The sequence below is a fragment of the Micromonospora sp. NPDC007271 genome (assembly GCF_040634005.1).
Lineage (GTDB): Bacteria > Actinomycetota > Actinomycetes > Mycobacteriales > Micromonosporaceae > Micromonospora.
Genome location: NZ_JBEYER010000020.1, coordinates 25,318 through 42,114, shown reverse-complemented (window position 1 = coordinate 42,114; position 16,797 = coordinate 25,318). Strand labels below are relative to the sequence as shown.

Sequence of the window (16,797 nt, the reverse complement as noted above, 5' to 3'; positions counted from 1 at the left end):
TCAGTGCCCGAGCAGCGGCAGGCTGCGGCGCGGGGCGGCGTCGTCCAGCTCGCCGAGGGCGAGGGCGGCGAACCGGACGGCGAACGGCTGCCACACCTCCTCGACGTCGGCCATCACCCGGTCACAGGCGGCCACCACCAGCTCCGGGTCGTAGCCCAGCTCGGCCAGGAGCGTCGAGTCGCGGGCCCAGTCGGCGATCATGGCGGTGTCGCACTCGATGTGGAACTGCAGCCCCCAGGCCCGGTCACCGAGCCGGAACGCCTGGTGCGGGTAGCGGGTGGAGGCGGCGAGCAGGGTGGCCCCGTGCGGCAGCTCGGTGATCTCGTCGGAGTGCCACTGCAACACGTCCGGCATCAGCGGCACGTACCGGAAGAGCGGGTCGTCGTCGGCGGCGTCCCGCTTGCCGACCACGGTCGGCCCGACCTCCGGCCCGGACGGGCTCCGCTCGACCTGGCCGGCGTGCGCGGCGGCCAGCAGTTGTGCCCCGAGGCACACTCCGAGGGTGGGGATCCGCTGCCGGACCGCCTTGCGCAGCAGCCCCTCGAGGGCGGGGAACCAGGGCGCGCCGGGGCTGCCGTCGGGCAGCGGGTACGCCTGCTGCTCGCCGCCGAGCACCACCAGCGCGGCGTACCCGTCGAGGTCGGCGGGGAGCGCGTCGCCGGCGTGCGGGCGCAGCACCCGCAGGTCGAGGCCCCCCTCGATGAGCCACTCCCCCAGCCGGCGGGGGTCGTCGGTCGGGTCGTTCTCGATCACCAGTGCGGTCGCCACGACGTCGAGGCTATCCGGTACGCCCGACCACGCCCGGTTCGGCTCGGCCCGGCAGTCCGGCTCGGCCGGTCGGCCCGGCGGGCGGCCGGTCGGCGGCGGGGTGGCGAGGCGGGGATGTCTGTGGAGACGCTTTCGAGCTGATGGCACAACCGACTCAGGCCCGGCCTCGGGGCGGTGACCGGCCCGACCGGCGGCACCCCTGCGGGCGAGCGCGACCATGCCGGCCAGTTCCTGGTGATGTGAATCGTTGGTGAGGTCAGCTCGAAAGGCCGCGTAACAGGCACCACCAGCCCGATCGGCAGCCGCGCCGCGCGGTCCGGAGGCGGCCCGATCAGCGACTCGATCAGCGTGGGAGCCCCGATAGGCTGCCGCTCGTGCCCACCGACGACTCCCTGCGTCCGCCCGTCCTACGTCCTGGCGACACGGTGATGCTGGTGTCGCCCTCCGGCCCGACCCGCCCGGAGCGGGTGGCCCGCGGCATGGAGCTGCTGACCGGCTGGGGGCTGCGCCCGGTGCTGGCGCCGAACGCGTACGCCCGCCAGGGCTACCTGGCCGGCGGGGACGAGCTGCGGGCCGCCGACCTGAACGCCGCCTTCGCCGACCCCGAGGTGCGCGGGGTGATCTGCACCCGGGGCGGCTACGGCGCGCAGCGGGTGGTCGACCAGGTCGACATGGACGTCGTCCGGAGGGACCCGAAGGTGGTGGCCGGCTTCTCCGACATCACGGCGCTGCAGTTCGCGCTCTGGCGGGGCGCCCGGCTGGCGAGCGTGCACGGCCCGGGGGCGGCGTGGCTGGACGACCGCACCCCGCCCCGCTCGGCGGAGTCGCTGCACGCCGCGCTGATGACCACCGAACCGGTCACCGTCGCCGCCGTCGAGGACGAGGACACGTACCCGGTCCGGGTCCCCGGCCGGGCCGAGGGCCGGCTGCTGGGCGGCAACCTCTGCCTGATCACCGCGTCGATCGGCACGCCGGACATGCCGGACCTGACCGGGGCGGTGCTGCTGATCGAGGAGGTGCAGGAACCGCCGTACAAGATCGACCGGATGCTCACCCAGCTGCGCCGCTGCGGCGCGCTGGCCGGGGTCGCCGGGGTGGCGGTGGGCCAGTTCACCGAGTGCGCGGACGGTTGGGACACCACCGTCGCCGACGTGTTGGCCGAGCGCCTGGGCGACCTCGGCGTACCGGTCCTCGGCGGCCTCCCGATCGGCCACGGCGTCGGCCAGCTCACCGTCCCCGTCGGCACCCCCGCCGTCCTGGACGCCACCGCCGGCACCCTGACCACCGCCCCCGCCGTCCGCTGATCAGGGGGTCAGGTGGGCGACCGCGCCGGTCTCCAGGGCGATCCAGACCGTGGCGTCGGGAGTGACGGTGAGGCCGTGCGGTTCCGAACGCGGAGTGGGCAGTTCGTGAGCGGTGATCCGGCCGGCGGGGTCGATGTGACCGATCCGGTTCGCGCCCCATTCGGTGAACCAGCAGCCCCCGGCCGGGTCGGCGACGATCGCGTGCGGCCGGGCGGCCCGGTCCGGCAGCGGGAACTCCTCGATCCGGCCGTCGGGTGTGATCCGGCCCAGCTGTCCCGCGGCGATCTCGACGAACCAGAGCGCGCCGTCGCCGCCGAGGGTGATGCCCACCGGTCCGGCCGCCTCGGTGGGCAGGGCGTGCAGGGTCACGTCGCCGTCGAGGTCGATCCGGCCGATCGCGTTCGCCTGGTTGAGGGTGAACCAGAGGGCGTCGTCCGGGCCGGCGGCCAGCATCGACGGGAACCCGCCGGCCACCGGCAGGGAGAACGTGGTCACCGCCCCGTCCACGGTGACCCGGCCGATCGTGTCGTCGCCCATCCCGGCGTACCAGAGGGCATCGTCCGGGCCGACGGCGAGGCCGCAGGGACCGGTCCCCGGTGGCAGCGCGACGGAGCTGCGCTCCCCCTCGACGGTGAGCCGGCCGAGCCGGTGGTCGCCGGAGCGGGTGTACCAGAGCGCGCCGTCGGGTCCGGCCGTGATGATCAGCGGCCGGCTCTCCGCCGGGTCGCCGTCGTAGGTGCGGACCGCGCCGTCCCGCCCGAGCCGGGCCACGCCACCGGTCCCGGCCAGGGTCAGCCAGAGCGCGCCGTCCGGGCCGACCGTGACGGCGTACGGCCCGGAGCCGGGCCCGGTGAGGGGGATCTCGCGGATGACGGGTCTGGTCACGGGTTCACCTTTCGTCGTCGGACTGCCCACCGTTCCGGCCCGACCGCGCCTCGCGCAACTGGTTTGTCCGCATTTCGAAACCGGATTTTCAGCGCGTTGACAGGTTCGCCACGGGTTGCCTCCAGCTCCACCCGTCACTGTCGGTCACGTCAAGCACCACCACCGAACTGGAGAACCGCATGATCCGCAAGATGTCGAGGAAGCACGCGCTGGTCGGCCTGGCCGCCGCCGGGGTGCTCGGCGTGGGGATCGCTGCCCCCACGGTGGCGCTCGCCGACGACAAGAGCCCGAGCCCGAGCGCCAGCGCGAGCGCCGACCAGGGCACCGACCGCCAGCAGAAGCGGGCCGACCGCCAGGCCGAGTTCGCCGAGGCGCTCGCCAAGGAGTTGGGGGTGTCGACCGACAAGGTCACCGCCGCGCTGGAGAAGCTCAAGGAGCAGCACAAGGGCGACCGGCCGCAGCGGCCGTCGACCGAGGACCGGCAGGAGTGGCAGAAGGACCGGCAGGACTGGCAGAAGGAGCGGCAGGCGCAGCTCAAGGAGCGGCTGGACCAGGCCGTCAAGGACGGCAAGCTGACCCAGGAGCAGGCCGACGCGGTGCTGAAGGCCGTCGAGGCCGGCGTCTTCCCGGGCCCGGGCGGCCAGGGCCACCACGGCGGGTGGGGCGGCCGGGCCGGCAAGTGACCCGGGTGGCCTCGCCGGCTCCTCACCGGCCGACCCTCCCTCCCGGCCGGCTCATCCGGCGGGGCCACCTGCGCGACAGCGCATCGCCGACGTGGCGGCATCCCGCTCACCGGGATGCCGCCACGTCCGCCACCTCGGCGCGGCATCACCGCGACCAGCGTGCGCAGCGCCGCGCCGGCGGCCGAGGCGAACGGCGTGCCGCCGAGCCGGTGCAGCGCGACGGCCACTGGTGGGCCAAGGGTCTGCCGTCCGCCGAGGTCCGCGTCCTGCCCGGCTGACCCGGGCAGCCTAGAGCGAGAGGTACCGCTGCCGCTCGTACGGGGTGACCTCGCGGCGGTACTGCTCCCACTCGGCGCGCTTGTTGCGCAGGAAGAAGTCGAAGACGTGCTCGCCGAGGATCTCGGCGACCAGTTCCGAGCCGGCCATCACGTCGATCGCCTCGGCCAGGTTCTCCGGCAGCGCCTGGTAGCCCATGGCCCGGCGCTCGGCGCTGCTGAGCGACCAGACGTCGTCCTCGGCGCCCGGCGGCAGCTCGTACCCCTCCTCGATGCCCTTGAGGCCGGCGCCGAGCATGACCGCGAAGGCCAGGTACGGGTTGGTCGCCGAGTCGAGCGAGCGCACCTCCACCCGGGCCGAGTTCGGCTTGCCGTATGCCGGCACCCGGACCAGCGCGGACCGGTTCAGGTGGCCCCAGCAGACGTACGCCGGGCTCTCGGTGATCCGGTCCGGCAGCGCCAGCGGGAAGAGCCGCTTGTAGGAGTTGACCCACTGGTTGGTGACCGCGGTGTACTCCCGGGCGTGGGTGAGCAGCCCGGCAATGAACGACTTGGCCACCTTGGAGAGCTTCATCGGGTCGCCGGCGTCGTGGAACGCGTTGCGCTCCCCCTCGAACAGCGACAGGTGGGTGTGCATGCCGCTGCCCGGCTGGTCGGTGAAGGGCTTCGGCATGAAGCTGGCCTGCACGCCGGTGGAGAGCGCCACCTCCTTCACCACGTGCCGGAAGGTCATGATGTTGTCCGCGGTGGCCAGCGCGTCGGCGTAGCGCAGGTCGATCTCCTGCTGGCCGGGGGCCACCTCGTGGTGGCTGTACTCCACCGAGATGCCGATCCGCTCCAGCGCCAGCACGGCCTGCCGGCGGAAGTCCCGGGCCACCGCGTGGGTGGTGTGCTCGAAGTAGCCGCCGGTGTCCACCGGAACGGGCACCGAGCCGTCCGGCGGGCCGTTCTCGAGCAGGAAGAACTCGATCTCCGGGTGGGTGTAGAAGGTGAAGCCCTTCTCCGCCGCCTTGGAGAGCGCGCGGCGCAGCACGTGCCGGGGGTCGGCCCAGGACGGGCTGCCGTCGGGGAGCAGGATGTCGCAGAACATCCGGGCGCTCTCGCCGCTGACCCCACCCTCGAAGGGAAAGACCTGGAAGGTGGTCGGGTCGGGCATGGCGACCATGTCGGACTCGAAGACCCGGGCGAAGCCCTCGATCGCCGAGCCGTCGAAGCCGATGCCCTCGTCGAAGGCCGCCTCCAGCTCTGCGGGGGCCACCGAGACGCTCTTGAGCGTGCCGAGCACGTCGGTGAACCACAGCCGGACGAACCGGATGTCCCGCTCTTCCAGCGTACGGAGGACGAACTCCTGCTGACGGTCCACTTCCACACCTCGCGACACGTACGTCCGGCACCGGTCCGGCCGGTCCGGCCTGACCGCCCAGTCTCCACCGGCCTGGTTACGCCGACGTTACGCGACGACCCCGGGTACGTCCCGCCGTCCACATCCGGGTGCGTACGCCCCGGCCGAAGTTCCGCGCGGGGACGCCGTCGGCGTGGAACGGCGTCGGCCGGGGTCCGGCGTTGGGTCGAGGCCTGGCGTCGACCGGGGTCTCCGGCGTCCCGTCGGGTTCGGCCCGTGCCGCTGGGGCAAGATGAGCTCATGCCCACCCTGCGTCTCGCCCTGTGCCAGGTCGACCCGACTGTCGGCGACCTCGCCGGCAACGCCGAGCTGGTCCGCGCCTGGTCCCGCAAGGCCGCCGACGCCGGTGCCCAGCTCGCGCTCTTCCCGGAGCTGATGCTGACCGGGTACCCGGTCGAGGACCTGGTCTTCCGCCGTTCCTTCGTCGCCGCGTCGAAGGCCGCGCTGGAGCGGCTCGCCGCCGACCTGGCCACCGACGGGCTCGGCGAGCTGCCCGTCCTGGTCGGCTACCTGGACGCGGACGGCCCGCCGCAGGTCAGCTCCGACGCCGAGCCGGGCCGGGGCGCCCGCAACGCCGCGGCGCTGCTGCACCGGGGCGGGGTGGTGGCCCGGTACTTCAAGCACCACCTGCCCAACTACGGCGTTTTCGACGAGGATCGCTACTTCGTTCCCGGCGACACGCTGAACGTGGTGCGGATCGGCGGCGTGGACGTGGCGCTGACCATCTGCGAGGACCTCTGGCAGGCCGGTGGCCCGTTCGCGGTGGCCCGGCAGGCCGGCGTCGGGCTGGTGCTCAACATCAACGGCTCGCCGTACGAGCTGAACAAGGACGACGTCCGGTTGCCGCTGGTCCGCCGCCGGGCTGCCGAGGCCGGCGCCACCATCGCGTACGTGAACATGGTCGGCGGCCAGGACGAGCTGGTCTACGACGGCGATTCGATGATCGTCAGCGCGGACGGCACGCTGCTGGCCCGGGCCCCGCAGTTCGTCGAGCATCTGCTGCTGCACGACGTCGAGCTGCCCGCGGCGCGCGAGCCGGCCGGCGGGGACGGCGAGCTGGCCGGCGGGATGCGGGTGGCCCGGGCCGAGGTCGACGGGATCCCGCCGGCGCCGACCGGGGGGCCCGCGGCCGGCGGGGTCATCGAACCGGTCGCCGACGAGGCCGAGGTGTGGCAGGCGCTGGTGCTGGGCCTGCGCGACTACGTCAACAAGAACCGCTTCCCGTCGGTGGTGCTCGGCCTCTCCGGCGGCATCGACTCGGCGGTGTCCGCCGCCATCGCGGTGGACGCGCTCGGCCCGGACCGGGTGGTCGGGGTGTCCCTGCCCAGCCAGCACTCCTCCGAGCACTCCCGCTCCGATGCCGAGGACCTGGCCAAGCGGACCGGCCTGGACTACCGGATCCAGCCGATCCAGCCCATGGTGGACGCCTTCCTGGCCGGTATGTCGCTCTCCGGCGTCACCGTGGAGAACCTCCAGGCCCGGGTGCGGGGCGTGATCCTCATGGCGCTGTCGAACCAGGAGGGCCACCTGGTCCTCACCACCGGCAACAAGAGCGAGCTGGCCGTCGGCTACTCCACCCTCTACGGCGACTCGGTCGGCGGCTACAACCCGGTGAAGGACGTCTGGAAGACGCTCATCTGGCGGCTGGCGAAGTGGCGCAACGCCGACGCCGAGCGCCGTGGCGAGACCCCGCCGATCCCGGAGAGCTCGATCGGCAAGCCGCCGTCGGCGGAGCTGAGCCCCGGCCAGCTCGACAGCGACACGCTGCCCGACTACGACGTCCTCGACCCGATCCTGATCGGCTACGTCGACGGCGACCTGGGCCGGGACGGCCTGATCGAGTCCGGCCACGACCCGGCCATCGTGGACCGGGTGCTGCGGATGGTGGATACCGCCGAGTACAAGCGGCGGCAGTCCGCGCCCGGCACGAAGATCTCGATGAAGGCGTTCGGGCGGGACCGCCGGCTCCCGATCACCAACCGCTGGCGCGAGCACGGCTGACCGGCCGTCGCCCCGGCCCGCCAACCGCGGGCTGGCGAGTGACATCCTCCACTCCGCCCTGCCGCCGGCCGGTCGTCCGGTGCGACGATCGCGGCGGAACCCGGGGACCGCGAGCGCGGCCTCGAGGAAGGAGAGAGTCATGGTGGAATCCACCCCGGCCGAGGTCACCGCCCTCTACGGCGGGCCGGCCACCCGACGGGTCCGCACCCGCGACCTGATCGCCGCCAAGGAGCGCGGCGAGCGCTGGGCGATGCTCACCTCGTACGACCAGTACACCGCCTCGATCTTCGACCAGGCGGGGATCCCGGTGCTGCTGGTCGGGGACTCGGCGGCGAACAACGTCTTCGGCTACGAGACCACCCTGCCGGTGACCGCGGAGGAGCTGCTGCCCCTGGTCCGCGCGGTGGTGCGGGCCACGAAGCACTCGCTCATCGTGGGCGACCTGCCCTTCGGCTCGTACGAGGAGGGGCCGACCCAGGCGCTGCGCACCGCGGTGCGGTTCATGAAGGAGGGCGGCTGCCACGCGGTGAAGCTGGAGGGCGGCCGGCGCTGCGCCGCGCAGGTCGAGGCGATCGTCGGGGCCGGCATCCCGGTGATGGCGCACGTCGGCTTCACCCCGCAGAGCGAGCACACCCTGGGCGGCTACCGGGTGCAGGGCCGGGGCGACAGCGCCGAGGAGGTGATCGCCGACGCCCGGGCGGTGGCCGAGGCGGGCGCGTTCGCGGTGGTGCTGGAGATGGTGCCCGGTGAGGTGGCCAAGCGGATCACCGCCGAGCTGCGCATCCCCACCGTCGGCATCGGCGCCGGCCCGGACACCGACGCCCAGGTGCTGGTCTGGCAGGACATGGCCGGGCTGCGCACCGGTAGGGCCCCGCGCTTCGTCAAGCGCTACGCCGACCTGGCCGGCGCGCTGACCGAGGCCACCCGCCGCTTCGCCGATGAGGTACGCGGCGGCGAGTTCCCCGCCGCCGAGCACACCTTCTGAGTACGCCGGGCGGTGCGACCACCGGCCGCACCGCCCACCCCGGCGCCGCGCGCCTCGCTCCGGCCATGGCCCTGCTCAGGCATCGGTCAGGCCGCGCGGCTGCCCAGCCCCAGCCTGCCGCCGACCGCCTGCAGGGACGCGGTGCATCAGCGTGTAGGTCCAGGGTGTCGCGAAACCGATCGTGACCACGAGGTCGTACCAGGCGCTCGCGGACGGCGCGCAGCGCGGATCGCCGAACTGACCGCCCTGCGGGCCGAGCTGGCCGCCCGCGCCGGCACCGGCTGCCCACTCCGGCCGACCGACGTCAACGGCTGATCATCCACGGTCAGACCACGCAGAACTCGTTGCCCTCCGGGTCGGCGAGCTGCACGGCGTAGTGGCCGTTCGCCGAGTCGTCCATCGTGCCCAGCACCCGGGCCCCGAGCGGCACCAGCCGGGCCACCTCGGCATCAACCCTCGCCCGCCGCTCCGGTAACGGCACCTCCCGGCCGCCGCCGACCTTCAGGTCGATGTGCAACCGGTTCTTGACCGACTTCGGCTCGGGGACCGGCTGGAACCAGATCCGAGGCCCGGCCCCGGTGGGATCCTCCAGCCGGTCCGCACAGTCGCCGTCGCCCAACTCGTCGGCCGGAACCCCCACCGAGAGATACCAGTCCCGCCAGGTGGCGTGCCCCGCCGGAGCCGGCTGCGGCCGGTACCGCAACGCCTCCGCCCAGAACCCGACGAGCCGCCCCGGATCCCTGCAGTCGATTGTCATCTGCCACTCCATCCGGCGATGGTGCCCCATGGGTACGACGATGCATCACCGTCACCGTTCGGCGGTCGCACGGCGTGGGCAGCGCCGGGCCCGGACGGGACGGACCCGACCGGCGGATTCCGGTACGGTGCGTGGATGATCTTCCAGCCTGGGCAGGTCATCACCCGCCGGTAGTCGACGCCGACGGCAACACGCCGCACGAGATCTCCATCGACCTCATGCGCGACCCCAAGCTGACCGTCCTGCCCTTCAAGGAGTGGTGGTTCTTCCGGGAGGGCGTCTTCTCCGGCTGGTACGTCAACCCGGAGGAGCCGTACCTCCGACGGCCCGACGGCGTCGACACGACCGACCACGTCCTCGACATCGTCGTGACGCCGGAACGGCAATGGGCGTGGAAGGACACCGATGAGTTCACCGAGCGGGTCGGCAACCCGCTCTCCTTCGATCAGGCGACCGCCGACGCCGTCCGGGCCGAGGGCGAGCGGCTGATCCCGCTCATCGAGGCGGGCGAGTTCCCGTTCGACGGTATCCACACCAACTTCCGGCCGGACCCGCGCTGGATCCTGACCGTCACAGGTCGGTGACGCGGATGCCGGCGTGGGCCTTGTAGCGCTTGTTGATGGCGATCAGGTTGGCGGTGAACGCCTCGATCTGGTGGGCGTTACGCAGCCGGCCGGCGTAGATGCCCCGCATCCCGGGGATCCGGGCGGCGAGCGCGGCGACCACCCCGACCAGCTCCCGGTCCTCGGTGCAGATCAGCACGTCCAGGTCGATCCGGTCGATCTCGGGGTCGGCCAGCAGCGGCGCGCTGACGTGGTTGAACGCGGCGCACACCCGGGAGGCGGGCAGCAGCCCGGCGGCCTGCTGGACGGCGCTGCCCTCGGCGACCGACAGCGCGTACGGGCCCTGCTTGTCGAAGCCGAGCGGGTTGACGCAGTCGATCACGATCTTGCCGGCGAGCGGCTCAGCCAGGGCGGCGACAGTGGCGGCGTGCCCGTCCCACGGCACCGCGATGATCACCGCGTCGCTACGGCGGGCCACCTCGGCGTTGTCCACCCCGGCGACCGTCGCGTCCGCCGCCACGCCGGGCAGCGCGGCGATCTCGGCGGCGGACTGCGCCGCCCGGTCGGCCGAGCGGGAACCGATCAGCACGGTCTGCCCGGCCCGGGCGAACCGGTAGGCGAGCCCTCGCCCCTGGTCACCGGTGCCCCCGATGATGCCGACGGTCAGCCCGGAGACGTCGGGCAGCGTGGTCGCGTCGTATGCCATGCGCCCATCCTCGCAAACCCCACTCCCCGACCGACAGCGTGAGCCCAGCGGCAGTCGCCGCCCGCCCACCCGGCACGGGGGCGGCGGCGCGTGGGCGCGGGTGCGGGTCAGGCGTGGGTCAGGCGCGTTCGAAGAGGACCTTGCGGTGGGCGGGGTCGGCGCTGACCAGGCGGACCGGGACGCGCTCGCCGAGCGGCAGCTCACCGAGGCACCGGGCGCGGACCGGCGGCTCGTCCAGGGCGACCGTGCCGCCGGGCCGGCGTCCCGGCTTCGCCGCGCCGTTGCCCGACGGGCCAGCCGGCCGGGAGCCGTCCCCGGGCTGCCGGGGCACCTCGACCACCGGCCGTGGGGCGTCCACGTCCAGCACCGCCGCCTCGAACGTCTCCCCCACCCGGTGCTCCAGCAGCACCGCCTCGGCCAACTCGACCGCGCCGCGGGTCGCCGCCGACGCGGTCCGGTCGGTGTTCGTCATCACCTCCGGCAGCTTCGGCAGCGCGGCACGGGCCCACTCGGGCACCTCGCGGCCCTCGTGCAGGGCCAGGCAGACCTCGGTCGCGTACCGGTCGGCCAGCCGGCGCAGCGGCGCCGTGACGTGGGCGTACGCCGCCGCCACCCCGCCGTGCTCCGGCTGGTCGGGCAGCTGCCCGTCGAAGGCGGTGTACGCCGCCCCGCGCATCAGCTCGGCCGCCTGGTCGATGAAGGCCGCCGCCCGGGGCTGGGAGGCGTCCAGCCCGGCCAACACCTCGCCGACCGACATCCCCGCCGGCCAGGGCACGCCGAGCGGGCCGGCGGCCAGCCGCAGCCGCTCGACCGCTTCCGGCTTCGGCCGGGGCATCGTCCGTAGCAACCCGATCCGGCCGGCGAGCATGATGTCGGCGGCGGCCATCCCGGTCAGCAGGGAGATCTGCGCGTTGTGTTCCTCCATCGGGCCGGGCCCACGCAGCACCAGCCGCCAGCCGTCGCCGTCCGGCTCGACGTCCTGCTCGGGCAGGGGCAGGTTGATCGCACCCCGGCGCAGCCCGCGCGCGGTGAGCAGGGCACCGATCTCGGGCAGCAGGGCGATCGGCTCGGGCAGTCGACCGGCGTCGGCGGCGAGCTGCACGCCGACGTAGTCGAGTTTGGCCCGGCTGCGCACCCGCGCGCGTTCCAGGGCGACGCCCGCCGTGTCGCCGCCGGCGTCGAGGTCGATGGTCCAGAGCACGGCCGCCCGCTCGGCGTCGGGCAGCAGGCTGGCCGCCCCCTCGCTGAGCGTGTGCGGGTGCAGCGGCACGTTGCCGTCGGGCAGGTACACGGTCTGCCCCCGGCGCCAGGTCTCCTCCTCCAGCGCCCCGCCGGGGCGTACGTGGGCGGCGACGTCGGCGATCGCGTACCGGACCCGGAAACCGCCGCCGCGACGGCGGCTGAGGTGCATCGCCTGGTCGAGGTCGCGCGAGGCCGCCGGGTCGAGGGTGACGAACGGGATGTCGGTCCGGTCGGCGACGGCCGGCAACGGCGCGGCGGCGGACTCCTCGGCCTCGCGCTGCGCCGCGGTCGGAAAGCCCTCGGGCAGTCCCAGCTCGCGGCGCAGCGCGCCGAAGTCGATACGGGGCGCCAGTACGCGTCGGATCACCACGCCGTCAATCCTGACAGCGCGGCGCGTGATCCGCCCGCCGCTGCGGCGTGGCGCCGGTCAAGCGACGGGCCCCGGAGCTCAGCCGGCCCTCCGCCGGGTGCTCGCCAGCTTGGCCGTCGACCGGCCCGCCGCGACCCTCGTACCGGCCGGCTTCCGGGCGGCGGTGAGCCGCTTGTGGGTGCCGGTGGAGGTGCTCGTCCTGGCCTCGAGGCCGCTCACGGACGACGCCGTGGCGGTCGCCTTCCGGCCCGCCGCCTTACGCGCGGTCGAGGAGGTGCCGGTGGCCTTCCTCGCCGGAGCCTTCTTCGCCGCGGCCGTGGTCTTCTTCGCCGGAGCCCGTTTCGTCGCGGCCGTGGTCTTCTTCGCCGGAGCCCGTTTCGCCGCGGCCGTCGTCTTCGCCGTGGCCTTCTTCACCGCCGGGCCGGCTTTCCTCGCCGCGGTCTTCGTCACCGCGGCGGTGGCCTTTCTTCCGGTGGAGGTGACCTTCCGGGCCGCAGCCGTGGTCCGGGCGGGGGCCTTCTTCGCCACGGTCGTGGTCTTCCGCGCCGCGGCCGTGGCCTTCTTCGCGGGGGCCTTCTTCGCCGCCGCGGTCTTCCTGGCGGTGGCCTTCTTGGCCGGGGCCTTCGCCACGGTGGCCCGCTTGGCCGGGGCCCGCTTCACGGTGGCCTTCTTGGCCGGAGCCTTCGCCACGGTGGCTCTCGTGGCGGGCGCCTTCTTCGCGGCGGCCCTGGTGGCCGTGGCCTTCTTGGCGGGCGCCTTCGTGGCCGGGGCCGTGGCCTGCTTCGCGGGGGCCTTCCGCGCCGCCGACACGGCCTTTCTGGCGGCCGCCTTCTTCGCGACCGCCTGCTTCGCCGGTACCCGGCCGGCGCCGGCTCCCGAGGCGTTCGGGGACGCCTTGGTGACCGTGGCGGTGCGGGCGGTGGCCGCCCCCACGGTCCGCCGGGGGACGGTGGTCTGCTTCGCGGTCCGACGGGCTCTGGCCGGGCGGGTGGTGGCCTGCTGTGCTTCGGCCATCTCGGTTCCCTTCTTGGGGACGTGCCTCCGCCGTCGCGGAGCGCACGAGTACCTCGACGCGGGTCGTCCCGCGCCGTCTACCTGTCCTCCCCGGCCCAACGGGCGTCCTCGGCGTCCCACGCTTCGTTGCGCTCCCGCACCTGCTGCAGGGCGTTCGCTGCGTCGGCGGCCGAGGCGTACGGTCCGAGAACGTGCTTCGCGGGGCACACGTCGGCATCGGTCTCGACCCGGTGGTGTCGCGTGCACCAGTAGTAGTGCTCACCACTTCCGTCGTCGCTCATGCGATCACTGTGCAACGCGACGCGCCCGGCCGCCACCGGAACGCCGCAAATAGTCGCCGATGTTCTCCACAGTAGACGTGCTCCCGGCCGGGCGGGGCGGAACGGGAAAAGACGGCTGAACGGCGGGTGACCCCGACGCCTCGCGGCCGGCAGTACCGGCACGACGGCCGGTACGGGGGCCGGTCCGGAGTGCGGGTGGGCCCGGGTCGTGAGCTGGTCCGGCTGAGAACCACCCGGCCGGCCGGTCGCGGTCAGGCCGGCGACGCGACCGGCTCCGCCGCCGGAACGCCGTCCGGGCCCGCCGACCGCGCGGCCCCGACGACGTACGCCAGCGCGTACGGGGTGCAGGCCAGGTACAGGAAGGGCTGCAGCTCGACCAGGTCACCGATCAGGAACAGCTCCTCCCTCGTCGGACGGGGCAGCCCGAACGACCAGTCGGTCCAGCAGGTGAAGAGCCACAGCGGCGCGGAGATCCGGTCGACGGTGTCGCCCTGCGCCACCCCGTCGATGACGGTGTCCGGGCCGGCCGGGATGTGGTTGACCACGGTGAGCACCACCGCCACGTCCGCGGCGACCAGCGCGCCGAGCACGCCCAGGCACCAGGCGGCCCAAACGCGGCCCCAGCCGGCCAGCGTCCCGACGCCCCACAGCACCAGCGCCAGACCGGTCAGCCAGACCACCAGTCCGGGTACGGCACGTACCAGGTCGTCGGTGGTCTCGTTCAGCGCGTACTCGATGGCGACCGCGGTGAGGGCGATGGGCAGCACCACGCCGAGCGCCGGACCCAGCCGCCCGCGCAGGGCGGTACGCGCGGCGCCCCGGCCGACCCGTCGGGCGAACCACACCGCGAGCACGGCGGTGAGGGCGCTCACCACCAGCGCCTGCGGGACGGTCCGGCCCCCGACGAGGCCCACCTGCGCGACCAGCCCGTTGGACACGACCGCCGCGAGCACCAGGATCGCCAGGCAGGTCGGCGGGGCCAGCAGCAGCGTGGCGGCCGTCCGGCGGGCCCGGGCGTCGAACCGGGCCCGGTCGACGACCGGCGCGCCGGGCCGGCTGACGGCCAGGCTGGCGGCGAAGCCCAGCATCCGCCAGCGCTCCCCCCGCTCGGCCAGCACGTGCAGCTCGCCCTGCCACTCCCGGGACAGCTCGTCGCGCAGCTCCGCCGGCCAGCGCCGCACCGCCGACCGCAGCAGGAACCCGGCCAGCCGCCGGGTCACCACGCCGGGGCTCCCGTCGGCGCGATGCCGCCCCGGGGCGCCCGACCGTCCGGGGCGAGGGCCCGCAGCTCGGCCAGCGCCGGCCGGGCGGCGCGTACCCCTTCGGGGGTGAGCCGGTAGTAGCGGCGCGCGGGTCGACCGGCGGCGACCGGGTCGACCTCCTCCCACTCGGCGGCGAGCCACCCGGCCGTCTGGAGCCGGTGCAGCACCGGGTAGAGGGTGCCGCTGGGCAGGCCGGTGAGCTTCATCAGGTCGAGCCCGTAGCGCGGGGCCTCGGGGTCGGCGAGCAGGGCGGCGAGCACCTTCGCCACCGGGATCGTCATTCGCATGACGGCACTGTATCGGAACTCTACATAGGTGGCCACTCCCATCCGGAGACGCGCCAGCGGTCAGCCACCTTTCAGAGTGGACACGATGCCCCGGCACCGGCTGCGGGGATCGGTCAACGCTGCTGGTCGCCCAGGGCGTCCTGCAGGCGACGGTGCTCGACTTCGGTGCCGATCGCGCCCCGGCGCTCGGGGTGCAGGACGTAGTACCGGATGACGTCGGCGAGGAACTGAGCGTCGATGTTGTCCGTGGGTAGCGTCTCCTTCGCCACCCGCCCACGGCGTCGCACCAGCTCGGGCCGGGCGCACACGAGGCGCAGCCGGGTCGGCTGGTCGGCGGGGCGGTGCGTCTGCCCCACCGGCAACGCCTCCCACGGCACCGTCAGGGTCCCCCAGACCTCGCGGACGCGCACGCCCTCCGGCCGTAGCTGGACGCCGAGCCCACGCCATGTCGCGACAACGAACAGGGCGGCGAAGAACAGCATGGATATGGCAGGTAGCAACGAGTCGAGCGCCGCCGAGGTGCCGACCGAGCGGAGCAGTTTCCCCACCGCCTCCGCCGCGAGCAGCAGCACGCAGAGGGCCAGGTAGACCGGCCCCGCCCGGACCGGGCCGTCGAAGGCGGGCACGTCCGGCTGCGCCACGAACATCGCCGGACGCCGCTGGAGCCAGCTCGCCAGCCCCAGGCTCAGCAGAACCCCGACCACGGCGAGCACCGGAATCAGCCGTTGGCCACCGTACGGCACCAGCGCCGCCGCCGCGGCGTCCACGACGGCCACCACGACGCCCGCGGCCAGGATCGTGCGACGGTGACGAGCCGTCGCACGGAGGATCGTGGCGATCATGCGGTGACGGTACGGCAGCAGGTCAAGAAACGCCGCCGCCGAACAGCTCGACATCCGGGAGGTCCGGCTGCGACATCGCTAGCCCGTCGGACCGTCGTAATAGCCAGGGCGGGCGAGCAGTACCGCGTTGAAGTAGTAGCCCTGAGTCTCGGCCGGGTCATCGTCTTCGACGAACGAGCGCCAGAACGACAGGAGAAGGTCGGGGGCGACGAACGAGGCGCCGTCGTCCTCCTCGACAAGACGCACGGTCCGGCTCAGCTGGTTGACGACCTCCCTGGCGGGCAGGGCGAACACGTCCACACCCTGGTATGTCACCGTGTCGCCACCCTTGTACGGCCGCCCCAGCTCGATGGCTTCCACCGTCCCGCCGGCCCCGCACGACACGCTGATCATCAGGCCGCTTGGCCGGAAGACGTTCAGCCCCGGCCGGTCGGACTCGGAGACCGCAGCGGCGTCCTTGAAGCGGTCCAGAGCCAAACCCGCCTCGGTACGGCTCATTCCGATACGCAGCCAGCCAAGGGTGTCCGGTGGTTCAAGGACCAGATGCATTCGGACATGCTCGCAGGTCTGCTGGGCAAGCTCACGCGACGGTGCCGGCAGCCTGATCAACGAAACCGAGTCGCCGGTTCATAGCGATCGCGGACGCGTTACCCGGGTGATGAAGCGTCCCGAGCCACCGGTAGCCGGACAATCGAACAAATCGGATCGCCAGCAGCTTCATCGCCAGCGACAGGCCCTGCCCACGGTACGGCCCGAGGACGCCGGTCATCTCGCTGAACGCGAGCCCCCGGTCCGGGTGCAGCGAGGTGGCCGACATTCCGATCCACTCGTTGCCGTGAAGGGCGAGGACGACGCCGCCGGGGTTGAAGGTAGGTGCATCAATGCGTTGAGCGAGATATTCCTCGTAGGTGTAGAACTCCCCCCGATCAGGGATGTCGGCCGAGCAGGTCTTGTTGAGGTCGTAGAGCGCCCGCCGGTGATCGGGGGTGTCACCAAGTTCGGCCATCGTCGCGAAGTCGATGCCCGACGCGCGCGCCCGACGCAGGTACGGCTCGAAAGCGTGATCGTCGAACTCGTCAATGTCCAACTGAAGGCGCACCCACTCCGGCATGGCCGAACCTTACCCGTACAGCCGTCACGACCAGCGATGACAGCCAGAGTCGCCGTGTG

General features: G+C 73.4%; 18 protein-coding genes. 5 read left to right on the top strand and 13 right to left on the bottom strand.

Going from position 1 to position 16,797, the window contains the following annotated elements; all coding sequences use genetic code 11:
- Nucleotides 1-768, bottom strand: a complete 768-nt coding sequence (locus ABZ570_RS10180; protein ID WP_358059850.1) for a type 1 glutamine amidotransferase — start codon at nucleotides 766-768, stop codon at nucleotides 1-3.
- Between the two features lie 374 nt (nucleotides 769-1,142).
- Here ABZ570_RS10180 and ABZ570_RS10175 point away from each other — a divergent pair, with 374 nt between their 5' ends.
- Nucleotides 1,143-2,072, top strand: a complete 930-nt coding sequence (locus ABZ570_RS10175; RefSeq protein WP_358059847.1) for an LD-carboxypeptidase — start codon at nucleotides 1,143-1,145, stop codon at nucleotides 2,070-2,072.
- On the opposite strand, the gene ABZ570_RS10170 is transcribed toward ABZ570_RS10175, so the two are convergent.
- Nucleotides 2,073-2,957: a virginiamycin B lyase gene (locus tag ABZ570_RS10170; RefSeq protein WP_358059844.1), complete on the bottom strand. Its 885-nt coding sequence runs from the start codon at nucleotides 2,955-2,957 to the stop codon at nucleotides 2,073-2,075.
- Between the two features lie 179 nt (nucleotides 2,958-3,136).
- Here ABZ570_RS10170 and ABZ570_RS10165 point away from each other — a divergent pair, with 179 nt between their 5' ends.
- The gene (locus tag ABZ570_RS10165; RefSeq protein WP_358059841.1) at nucleotides 3,137-3,640 is read left to right on the top strand and encodes a hypothetical protein; all 504 of its coding nucleotides are present in this window, start codon (nucleotides 3,137-3,139) and stop codon (nucleotides 3,638-3,640) included.
- A 288-nt stretch (nucleotides 3,641-3,928) separates the two neighbouring features.
- Here ABZ570_RS10165 and glnA read toward each other — a convergent pair whose 3' ends face one another.
- Nucleotides 3,929-5,278, bottom strand: a complete 1,350-nt coding sequence (gene glnA / locus ABZ570_RS10160; protein WP_358059838.1) for a type I glutamate--ammonia ligase — start codon at nucleotides 5,276-5,278, stop codon at nucleotides 3,929-3,931.
- A 279-nt stretch (nucleotides 5,279-5,557) separates the two neighbouring features.
- On the opposite strand from glnA, the gene ABZ570_RS10155 reads away from it, so the two are divergent.
- Together ABZ570_RS10155 and panB are read left to right on the top strand one after the other, a co-directional pair.
- On the top strand, nucleotides 5,558-7,318 hold the full coding sequence (locus ABZ570_RS10155) for an NAD+ synthase (protein ID WP_358059836.1): 1,761 nt from the start codon (nucleotides 5,558-5,560) through the stop codon (nucleotides 7,316-7,318).
- A gap of 139 nt (nucleotides 7,319-7,457) precedes the next feature.
- Nucleotides 7,458-8,303, top strand: coding sequence for a 3-methyl-2-oxobutanoate hydroxymethyltransferase (gene panB / locus ABZ570_RS10150; RefSeq protein WP_358059833.1), 846 nt, complete (start codon nucleotides 7,458-7,460; stop codon nucleotides 8,301-8,303).
- 325 nt (nucleotides 8,304-8,628) lie between these two features.
- Here the strand turns inward: panB and ABZ570_RS10145 are convergent, their stop codons facing one another.
- Nucleotides 8,629-9,060, bottom strand: a complete 432-nt coding sequence (locus ABZ570_RS10145; RefSeq protein ID WP_358059830.1) for a VOC family protein — start codon at nucleotides 9,058-9,060, stop codon at nucleotides 8,629-8,631.
- A 131-nt stretch (nucleotides 9,061-9,191) separates the two neighbouring features.
- Between ABZ570_RS10145 and ABZ570_RS10140 the strand changes: the two genes are divergently transcribed.
- Nucleotides 9,192-9,644: a DUF402 domain-containing protein gene (locus ABZ570_RS10140; protein WP_358059827.1), complete on the top strand. Its 453-nt coding sequence runs from the start codon at nucleotides 9,192-9,194 to the stop codon at nucleotides 9,642-9,644.
- Here ABZ570_RS10140 and npdG read toward each other — a convergent pair.
- From npdG to ABZ570_RS10095, 9 genes are all read right to left on the bottom strand, one after another.
- On the bottom strand, nucleotides 9,631-10,329 hold the full coding sequence (gene npdG / locus ABZ570_RS10135) for an NADPH-dependent F420 reductase (protein ID WP_358059824.1): 699 nt from the start codon (nucleotides 10,327-10,329) through the stop codon (nucleotides 9,631-9,633). The genes ABZ570_RS10140 and npdG overlap by 14 nt on opposite strands.
- Before the next feature lie 118 nt (nucleotides 10,330-10,447).
- On the bottom strand, nucleotides 10,448-11,941 hold the full coding sequence (locus ABZ570_RS10130; RefSeq protein WP_358059821.1) for an RNB domain-containing ribonuclease: 1,494 nt from the start codon (nucleotides 11,939-11,941) through the stop codon (nucleotides 10,448-10,450).
- Nucleotides 11,942-12,019: 78 nt separating this feature from the next.
- Nucleotides 12,020-12,955, bottom strand: coding sequence for a histone (locus tag ABZ570_RS10125; RefSeq protein ID WP_358059818.1), 936 nt, complete (start codon nucleotides 12,953-12,955; stop codon nucleotides 12,020-12,022).
- A gap of 77 nt (nucleotides 12,956-13,032) precedes the next feature.
- Entirely contained in the window at nucleotides 13,033-13,236 is a 204-nt protein-coding gene (locus tag ABZ570_RS10120; protein WP_358059815.1) for a hypothetical protein, read from the bottom strand.
- Between the two features lie 251 nt (nucleotides 13,237-13,487).
- Complete coding sequence (locus ABZ570_RS10115) at nucleotides 13,488-14,459, bottom strand: hypothetical protein (RefSeq protein WP_358059812.1); 972 nt, start codon at nucleotides 14,457-14,459, stop codon at nucleotides 13,488-13,490.
- A complete protein-coding gene (locus ABZ570_RS10110; RefSeq protein ID WP_358059809.1) occupies nucleotides 14,453-14,785 on the bottom strand; it encodes a PadR family transcriptional regulator in 333 nt (110 codons plus the stop codon). Before ABZ570_RS10110 ends, ABZ570_RS10115 begins: the two co-directional genes overlap by 7 nt.
- Nucleotides 14,786-14,898: 113 nt before the next feature.
- Nucleotides 14,899-15,627, bottom strand: a complete 729-nt coding sequence (locus tag ABZ570_RS10105; RefSeq protein WP_358059806.1) for a hypothetical protein — start codon at nucleotides 15,625-15,627, stop codon at nucleotides 14,899-14,901.
- A gap of 78 nt (nucleotides 15,628-15,705) precedes the next feature.
- Nucleotides 15,706-16,176 carry a hypothetical protein gene (locus ABZ570_RS10100; RefSeq protein WP_358059804.1) on the bottom strand — a complete coding sequence of 157 codons (471 nt, stop codon included), beginning with the start codon at nucleotides 16,174-16,176 and terminating at the stop codon, nucleotides 15,706-15,708.
- A 31-nt stretch (nucleotides 16,177-16,207) separates the two neighbouring features.
- Nucleotides 16,208-16,738: a GNAT family N-acetyltransferase gene (locus ABZ570_RS10095; RefSeq protein WP_358059801.1), complete on the bottom strand. Its 531-nt coding sequence runs from the start codon at nucleotides 16,736-16,738 to the stop codon at nucleotides 16,208-16,210.
- Nucleotides 16,739-16,797 lie beyond the last annotated feature (59 nt).

Coding starts and splice junctions, on each gene's coding strand:
- ABZ570_RS10165 (WP_358059841.1), top strand. CDS start 3,137: ATGATCCGCAAGATGTCGAGGAAGCACGCGCTGGTCGGCCTGGCCGCC.
- ABZ570_RS10155 (WP_358059836.1), top strand. CDS start 5,558: ATGCCCACCCTGCGTCTCGCCCTGTGCCAGGTCGACCCGACTGTCGGC.
- panB (WP_358059833.1), top strand. CDS start 7,458: ATGGTGGAATCCACCCCGGCCGAGGTCACCGCCCTCTACGGCGGGCCG.
- ABZ570_RS10145 (WP_358059830.1), bottom strand. CDS start 9,060: ATGACAATCGACTGCAGGGATCCGGGGCGGCTCGTCGGGTTCTGGGCG.
- npdG (WP_358059824.1), bottom strand. CDS start 10,329: ATGGCATACGACGCGACCACGCTGCCCGACGTCTCCGGGCTGACCGTC.
- ABZ570_RS10125 (WP_358059818.1), bottom strand. CDS start 12,955: ATGGCCGAAGCACAGCAGGCCACCACCCGCCCGGCCAGAGCCCGTCGG.
- ABZ570_RS10120 (WP_358059815.1), bottom strand. CDS start 13,236: ATGAGCGACGACGGAAGTGGTGAGCACTACTACTGGTGCACGCGACAC.
- ABZ570_RS10110 (WP_358059809.1), bottom strand. CDS start 14,785: ATGCGAATGACGATCCCGGTGGCGAAGGTGCTCGCCGCCCTGCTCGCC.
- ABZ570_RS10105 (WP_358059806.1), bottom strand. CDS start 15,627: ATGATCGCCACGATCCTCCGTGCGACGGCTCGTCACCGTCGCACGATC.
- ABZ570_RS10100 (WP_358059804.1), bottom strand. CDS start 16,176: ATGCATCTGGTCCTTGAACCACCGGACACCCTTGGCTGGCTGCGTATC.
- ABZ570_RS10095 (WP_358059801.1), bottom strand. CDS start 16,738: ATGCCGGAGTGGGTGCGCCTTCAGTTGGACATTGACGAGTTCGACGAT.